The sequence below is a fragment of the Micromonospora sp. NPDC002411 genome, from assembly GCF_053592955.1.
On the sequence record NZ_JBSFBM010000343.1, the window covers coordinates 1 to 7,120 of the forward strand.

The window sequence follows — 7,120 nt, forward strand, 5'->3', positions numbered from 1 at the left end:
GGCACCGGGTCCATCTGTAACGACCCGGGGGCCGAGGTCATTCCGGCCCCGTGGCACCCGGTGAAGCGGGGTGCCGGACGGGGCGGGGTCCAGTTGTAACGACCCGGGTTCGGGGGTCATTCCCGGGGGCGGACCATCGCGCCGATAGGCCGTGGTCCTGTGATCGTCAGGGTGTGTAACGACCCCGACCCGGCCATGATTCCGGCCGACGCGTGGCCCCGACCACACGCCGATATCACCCAAACGGAACAAACCACACGGCCAGCCCGACCCCAGGCACCACACCACCCACGCCGGCGGGCAGAACACCCCCAGCTCATGCATGATCCACACGACTTCGCTGATGTCGCGGTATCCGGGAGGGTTTGATACCGCGACTTCGCCGAACGGAGTCGATCATCCCTATTCGGGAGGTTCGGGCGGCGTTGCGAAGGTGGTCGTCGAGGCGCGGCGATCTGCTCGGCGAGCGACCCGACCAGCCCCGGGTGGCATCGCCCGATGACGTCATCGAGGTACCCAGGGCGCGGCGTGGCGGATCAGGGAGACAGTCGACGCCCTGCTCAGAGCCCGGAAAATCGGTTGAGACGACGTGTCGACGCCGGCAGGCTGAAGTCTCCGCCACCCCACGTCCGGAGGACTTTCCATGCGCCTGCTCCGAGATCTGTGGGGCACCTCGACGCGCCGTATGACGGTCGTGGTCATTCTGATCGTGCTCGGCGCCGCCGGTCAGGCCGGTGCGTCGGCGTTGGCCGGCGCGGTGCTGGTGCACCGCTCGGCCGGTTTCTTCGCCGTGCTGGCCGCGGCGCTGGTCGCCGTGGTCCTCAGCGACCTCGCCGTGAGCCTGCTGATGGCAGGCCTGACCGCGGACTGGTCCGCCGACGTGCGCCGCCGGCTCTGCAGGGTCGCGCTCGGGCAGGACCTGCCGACCCTGGAGACCACCCCGGTGGGCGAGTTGCTCGACCGGATCGACGGGGACGTCTACCAGGTGGCGTCGGCGATCCGTAACCAGGGCACGCGGCTCGCCCAGGGCCTCTGCGTCGGTCTGTTGTCGATGGTCGTGGCGCTGGCCGTGTGGTGGCCGGCCGGGGTGGCGATGCTGCTGCTCACGGTGGTGCTCGCCGTCAGCCTGCGCCGGCCCACGGCCCGGATCGGCCCGGCCCGGATGGCCGAGGAAGAGGCGTGGTCAGACCTGGCCGCGGTCATGGAGGAGGCGGTGCACGGCCAGGACGACGTGCGGACCAGTCTGGCCCGGCCGTACGTGCTGCGGCTGTACGCGCGGCGGGCCGCCGCCGTGCTGTCCCGGGGTCGCCTGGTCTGGGTGCTGTCCGCCAAGGTGGCGTCGGCCGCGACGGCGACGATCCGGGCCGGCATCGGCGTGGTGGTGCTCGGCGGGGCCTGGGCGCTGGCCACCGGCCGGGTCGACGCCGCACGCCTCACCGCCATCTGGCTGTTGGCGTTGGCCTTCGGGGCCACCGCGGAGCATGTCAGTCGGATGGTGCCGGAGATCCAGGAGGCTCTCGGCGCGTGGGCCCGGGTGCAGTTGCTCCAGCGGGCTCGGCAGGAACCCGTCGGTGGCGCCAGCCCGACCGAGGGTGACCTGCGCATCGAGGACCTGACGTTCAGATACCAGGAGGGCGGCCGGGGGGCGGCGCTGCGCGGGCTCAGCCTGACCTTCGCGCGCGGCCGCTCGTACGCGCTGATCGGGCGGACCGGTTCGGGTAAGTCGACACTGGCGAAGGTGCTCACCAGGGCTGTCGACGTGCCAGCGGGATCGGTCTTCCTCGGCGACACCGACCTGGGTGACCTCGACGTCGAGCAACTGCGCCGCTGGGTGGCACTCGTGCCGCAGCGTACGGAGATCCTCGCCGGCACGCTCGCCGAGAACGTCGCACTCTTCGACCCGGACCTGCTCGACGCGGCAGCCCGGGCGCTCGACGAGCTGGGCCTGGCGGGCTGGATCGCCGAGTTGCCGGACGGCTTGGCGACCCGGCTGGGGGAGGGAGGGCACGTGCTCTCCGCCGGTCAGGAGCAGCTGGTGGCGTTCGCCCGGATCCTGGTCCGTGACCCCCATGTGGTGATCCTCGACGAGGCCACCGCACGCCTCGACCCGGTGACCGAGGCGCGGGTGCAGCGAGCCACCGAACGGCTGCTGCGCGACCGGATCGGGATCGTCATCGCCCACCGGCTCTCCTCGGTGCGCCGCTGCGACGAGGTGGTGGTGCTGGCCGACGGCGCGGTGGTGGAGGCCGGCCCGCTGGAGACGTCGACGCGCTTCGCCGAACTGCTGGCCACCAGTCACGCTGCCGCCTACGCCACGGCGGCAACGGCCGGCCGCGCCGGCGGCGGCACCGATCTGCTGGTCGGTCCCGACCCGGCCCGGGACTGGCCAACCGACCCGGCGAGCGCGTGGGCCGAGTCGAACAAGCAGACCGTGCCGGCCGAGCCGGACGAGCAGATCGAGCCGACGACCACGCGGGCTGAGCTGGCCGAGTCAACACCCGCGACGTCCGGGGTGACCCGCGCCGACCCGCCACCACTGCCGCCCGTGCCGCCGGCCCGGACGTTGCGGGAGATCTTCCGGCTCTGCCTCAACGACCCCCGGTACGGGATGGCCGCGATCGGGCTGTTCCTCGGGCTCAGCCTGCTGGGGCTGGACGGGCCAGTGCTCCCCTGGCTCTGGGCCGATCTGGTCGACGGGACCGGCAGCCCGTACCTGCCGGCGATGGGGATCGTGGCCGGGTTGCTGATCACCATGCCGCTGCCGTACTACACCCACGTCTGGTTCCCGGGCTGGTGGGTGCGGCAGATGCTGCGGATCGGTCTGCGCCTGGTGCACGGTCAGACCGGGCCGCGCCGGGTCAGCTCGCACACCCCGGCCGAGGTCGTGGCGCAGGGCGGCGACACCGAGCGGGTGGTCCAGCTCGCCGACAACGTGCTGGACCAGGCGGTCGCGCTGGTCCTGGTCGTCGCCATGACGGCGGTCACCGGCAGTGTCGTGCCGGGGCTGTTCTTCCTCGGGACGATGGTCGTCTCCGGGCTGGCCGCGACGCTGTTCGGGCCGAAGCTCGAACGTGCGGCGCGGGCCACGGTGGCGGCGCGGGCTGCGTTCGCCACGGCGCTGGTCTCCGCGCTGTCCGCGGCGCGGACGGTGAAGCTCGCCGGTGCGACCACGGCGGTGCTACGCCATCTGGCCAGCCTGGACGTGCTGCGCAGCGACCGGCAGCGGCGGGAGATCTCGGTGCAGGTGTGGGCGCGTTCCACGCCCTCGATGGCGAGCGGGCTGTTGCCGATCGGCGCGTGGGCGCTCTACCTGGGCGGGGGACTTTCCGCCGGGGCGGTGCTGGTGGCCGTCTCCACGCTGGGCGCGGCCCGCTGGTTCGCCTGGACCACCGCGTCGTTGATCTCGCAGCTGCCGTCGGCGCGGGTCTGGACCCGGCGCACGGCGGCGATGACCGGAGTGAGCGCGTACTCCGCTGGGGTTCCGGCTGTCGACCTGGCCGCCGGGACGGCGCCGGCGCCGACGCCACCACCTCGGCATCCGCTGCGCCGCCTGGAGCTGCGCGACTTCGGAGTGGTGCACTCCGACGGTACGGTGGCCGTCCGGAATGTCGACCTGACCGTGCAGCGTGGGCAGTTGGTGCTGGTGGTCGGGCCGGTGGGGTCGGGCAAGTCCTCGTTGCTGCGGGCGCTGGCCGGGATCGTGCACCACACCGGTGAGCTGGCCTGGAACGGTGACCCGGTCACCGAGCCGGAGTTGTTCCTGCGCCCCAACCAGGTCGGCTACGTCGGCCAGTTGCCCCGGGTGTTGTCCGGCACGGTCGCCGACAACATCGCGCTCGGGCACCAGGTCGACGCGGCGGGCGCGGTCAGCACCGCCCAGCTCGACCATGACCTGGTCGCCGCCGGCGGTGGGCTCGGTCTGCTCATCGGGCACAAGGGCACCCGGCTCTCCGGCGGGCAGTTGCAGCGGTTGGCGCTGGCCCGCGCGCTGGCACCGCGTACCGAACTGTTGGTCGCCGACGACGTGTCGTCGGCGCTGGACGTCACCACGGAGCTGGCGTTGTGGCAGGCGTTGCGCGACCACGGGGTGACAGTGGTCGGCTCGACCGCGAAGCGGGCGGCGCTGGTCCGGGCCGACCATGTGGTGGTGTTGCTCGGCGGGGCGGTCGCGGCCCAGGGCACCTGGCAGGAGCTGGAGGGCGACTGGTCGCACCTGGCCGGCTGACGGTCGGGCGGTTGCCGGGGTACGGCAGCCGCCCGACCACGTCAGGTGTCAGTAGGCGCGGGCGTACTGGTCAGGCCCGCTGTACGTGACGCCGAGCTTCGCGGCGGCCCGGCGCGGCCAGTACGGGTCGCGCAGCAGTTCCCGGCCGAGCAACACCAGGTCGGCTTCGCCGCTGGCAACGATCTGCTCGGCGTGCTCGGGCTCGACGATCAGGCCCACCGCGCCGGTCGGCACGCCGGCCTCGCGGCGGATCTGGGCGGCCAGCGGCACCTGGTAGCCGGGACCGAGCGGGATGCGCTGCTCGACGCTGACGCCCCCGGACGACGCGTCGACCAGGTCGACGCCGACGCTGGCCAACTCGCCGGCCAGCACCACGCTGTCCTCGATCGTCCAGCCGCCCTCGACCCAGTCGGTGGCGGAGATCCGGGTCAGCACCGGCACGTCCTCGCCGACCGCGGCGCGTACCGCGCGGGCCACCTCCAGGGTGAGCCGCATCCGGGCGGTCCGGTCGCCGCCGTACGAGTCGGTGCGGTGGTTCGTCAGCGGCGACAGGAACTCGTTGAGCAGGTAGCCGTGCGCGGCGTGGATCTCCACGACGGTGAAGCCGGCGTCCAGCGACCGCTCGGCGGCGGTCGCGAACGCCTCGACCACACCGGCGATACCAGCCTCGTCGAGGCTGGTCGGCGTCCGGTAGCCGGCGGTGAACGCCTCGGAGCCGGGCGCGACGGGCGTCCATCCGCCCTCGGCGTCCGGCACACCGCCGCGTTCCGGTGCCCACGGCCGGTACGTGGAGGCCTTGAACCCGGCGTGCGCGAGCTGCACGGCCGGCACCGCGCCGTGGGCGGCGACGAACGCGGTCACCGGACGCCAGGCGTCGACGTGGGCGCCGGACCACAGCCCGGTGTCCTGGGGGCTGATCCGGCCCTCGGGGAGTACGGCCGTCGCCTCGGTCATCACCAGACCGGCGCCGCCGACCGCGCGACTGCCGAGGTGGGTCAGGTGCCAGTCGGTGGGCAGACCGTCAGGGCCGGAAGAGTACTGGCACATCGGGGCCATGGCGATCCGGTTGGGCAGTGTGACGCCACGCAGGGCCAGGGGGGTGAACAGGGAGCTCATGGGGGACATCCTCTCGAAACGGCAAAGGCGACGGGCCCCCGGGGAGAGGGGCCCGTCGCCGTACCGGGTGATGTGGTCAGGCAGGAACAGGGGTCAGGTCGGGCCGGGTCTCCGCGACCGGCTCCGGCTCGGTCAGGTCGCGTCGACCGGCGGACTCGTACGCGACCCGGTCGAGGGTGCCCTCGCGGGCGGCGACGACGGTCGGCACCAGAGCCTGCCCGGCCACGTTGGTGGCGGTGCGGATCATGTCCAGGATCGGGTCGATGGCCAGCAGCAGGCCGGCGCCGGCGAGCGGCAGGCCCAGCGTGCTGAGGGTCAGGGTCAGCATCACGATCGCGCCGGTCAGGCCGGCGGTGGCCGCCGAGCCGACCACCGAGACGAAGGCGATCAGCAGGTAGTCGGTCAGGCCGAGCTGCACACCGAACACCTGGGCCACGAAGATCGCGGCGAGTGCCGGGTAGATGGCGGCGCAACCGTCCATCTTCGTGGTGGCGCCAAACGGCACCGCGAACGAGGCGTACTCGCGGGGCACGCCGAGACGCTCGACGGAACGCTGGGTCACCGGCATGGTGCCCACCGAGGAGCGGGACACGAACGCCAGCTCGATGGCCGGCCAGGCACCGGCGAAGAAGCGCAGCGGGTTGAGCCGGCCGGCGAGGATCAGCACCAGCGGGTAGACGACGAACAGCACGATGGCGCAGCCGACGTAGACGGCGGTGGTGAACTTCGCGAGGGGGGCCAGCAGGTCCCAGCCGTACGAGGCGACGGCGTTGCCGATCAGGCCGAGGGTGCCGATCGGGGCGAGGCGGATGACCCACCAGAGCGCCTTCTGGACGATCTCCAGCAGGGAGCGGTTGAACGCCACGAACGGCTCGGCGGCTTCGCCGACCAGCAGGGCGGCGGCACCCACGACGACGGCGAGGAAGACGATCTGGAGGACGTTGCCCTCGACGAACGCGCCGATCGGGTTGGTGGGCACGATGCCGGTGAGGAAGTCGGTCCACGAGCCGGTCTTCTTCGGTGCGGCAGCGCCACCCAGGTCGAGGCTCACGCCCCGGCCGGGGTTGGTGAGCAGGCCGAGCCCGATGCCGATGCTCACCGCGATCAGGGCGGTGATGCCGAACCACATCAGCGTCTTGAGGGCGAGCCGGGCGGCGTTGGCGACACCGCGCAGGCTGACCACGCTGACCACGATGGCGGTGAAGACCAACGGCGGCACGGCCAGCTTGAGGAGCTGGACGAAGAGGCTACCGACGGTGTGCAGGGTGCTGGTCAGCCAGCTCAGGTCGTTGGTGCGGGCCAGGAAGCCCAGCGCGACGCCGAGCACGAGGCCGAGCAGGATCTGCACGGAGAAGGGAATCTTGCGCAGGCTGAAGGGCATGTTCTATCCATTTGTCCGGTCTGATTCAGGGCAGGCGTGAAAGCGCGGCTAGCCCGGACAGATGCCACTGGCCTGCAGTCGGAGATCGACATACAGGCGGACAGTGAGGCCCCAGACATTGGTCATCTTCGCCGACGTTACGCCGATTTCCGCTCATCGGAAGGAGCGGTCGGCGTGAGGCTCCTTACAGCGGTTGAACTTTCCGCTGCCAGGGCCAGTGCGGTGGCGGTGGCCACACCCCACAGCACGGCGAGTGCGAGGATCAGCCGTTCCAGCACGCCCACGAACGTGCCCCGACCGAGGCACCGCCCGCGTCGAGCCGGGCGGGGTGACCGTGTCGGCCGAGGACCAGCAGGGCGTACGCCACTGGGTTTTCTGCGATCGGCGACTACCCGGCG

At 72.1% G+C, this 7,120-nt stretch carries 3 protein-coding genes; 1 reads left to right on the forward strand and 2 read right to left on the reverse strand.

Annotated elements, in window-relative coordinates; genetic code table 11:
- Positions 1 to 643 precede the first annotated feature (643 nt).
- Positions 644 to 4,225: an ATP-binding cassette domain-containing protein gene (locus ACWCO3_RS28955; RefSeq protein ID WP_450013054.1), complete on the forward strand. Its 3,582-nt coding sequence runs from the start codon at positions 644 to 646 to the stop codon at positions 4,223 to 4,225.
- Positions 4,226 to 4,273: 48 nt separating this feature from the next.
- Here the strand turns inward: ACWCO3_RS28955 and ACWCO3_RS28960 are convergent, their stop codons facing one another.
- Both ACWCO3_RS28960 and ACWCO3_RS28965 read right to left on the reverse strand, forming a co-directional pair.
- Positions 4,274 to 5,341 (reverse strand): NADH:flavin oxidoreductase/NADH oxidase, encoded by a 1,068-nt coding sequence (locus tag ACWCO3_RS28960; RefSeq protein ID WP_145785035.1) that lies wholly within the window; start codon positions 5,339 to 5,341, stop codon positions 4,274 to 4,276.
- A gap of 76 nt (positions 5,342 to 5,417) precedes the next feature.
- The gene (locus ACWCO3_RS28965) at positions 5,418 to 6,710 is read right to left on the reverse strand and encodes a dicarboxylate/amino acid:cation symporter (protein ID WP_450013056.1); all 1,293 of its coding nucleotides are present in this window, start codon (positions 6,708 to 6,710) and stop codon (positions 5,418 to 5,420) included.
- Positions 6,711 to 7,120 lie beyond the last annotated feature (410 nt).

Excerpts from the sequence above, each read along its gene's own strand:
- ACWCO3_RS28955 (WP_450013054.1), top strand. The coding sequence starts at position 644 with ATGCGCCTGCTCCGAGATCTGTGGGGCACCTCGACGCGCCGTATGACG.
- ACWCO3_RS28960 (WP_145785035.1), bottom strand. The coding sequence starts at position 5,341 with ATGAGCTCCCTGTTCACCCCCCTGGCCCTGCGTGGCGTCACACTGCCC.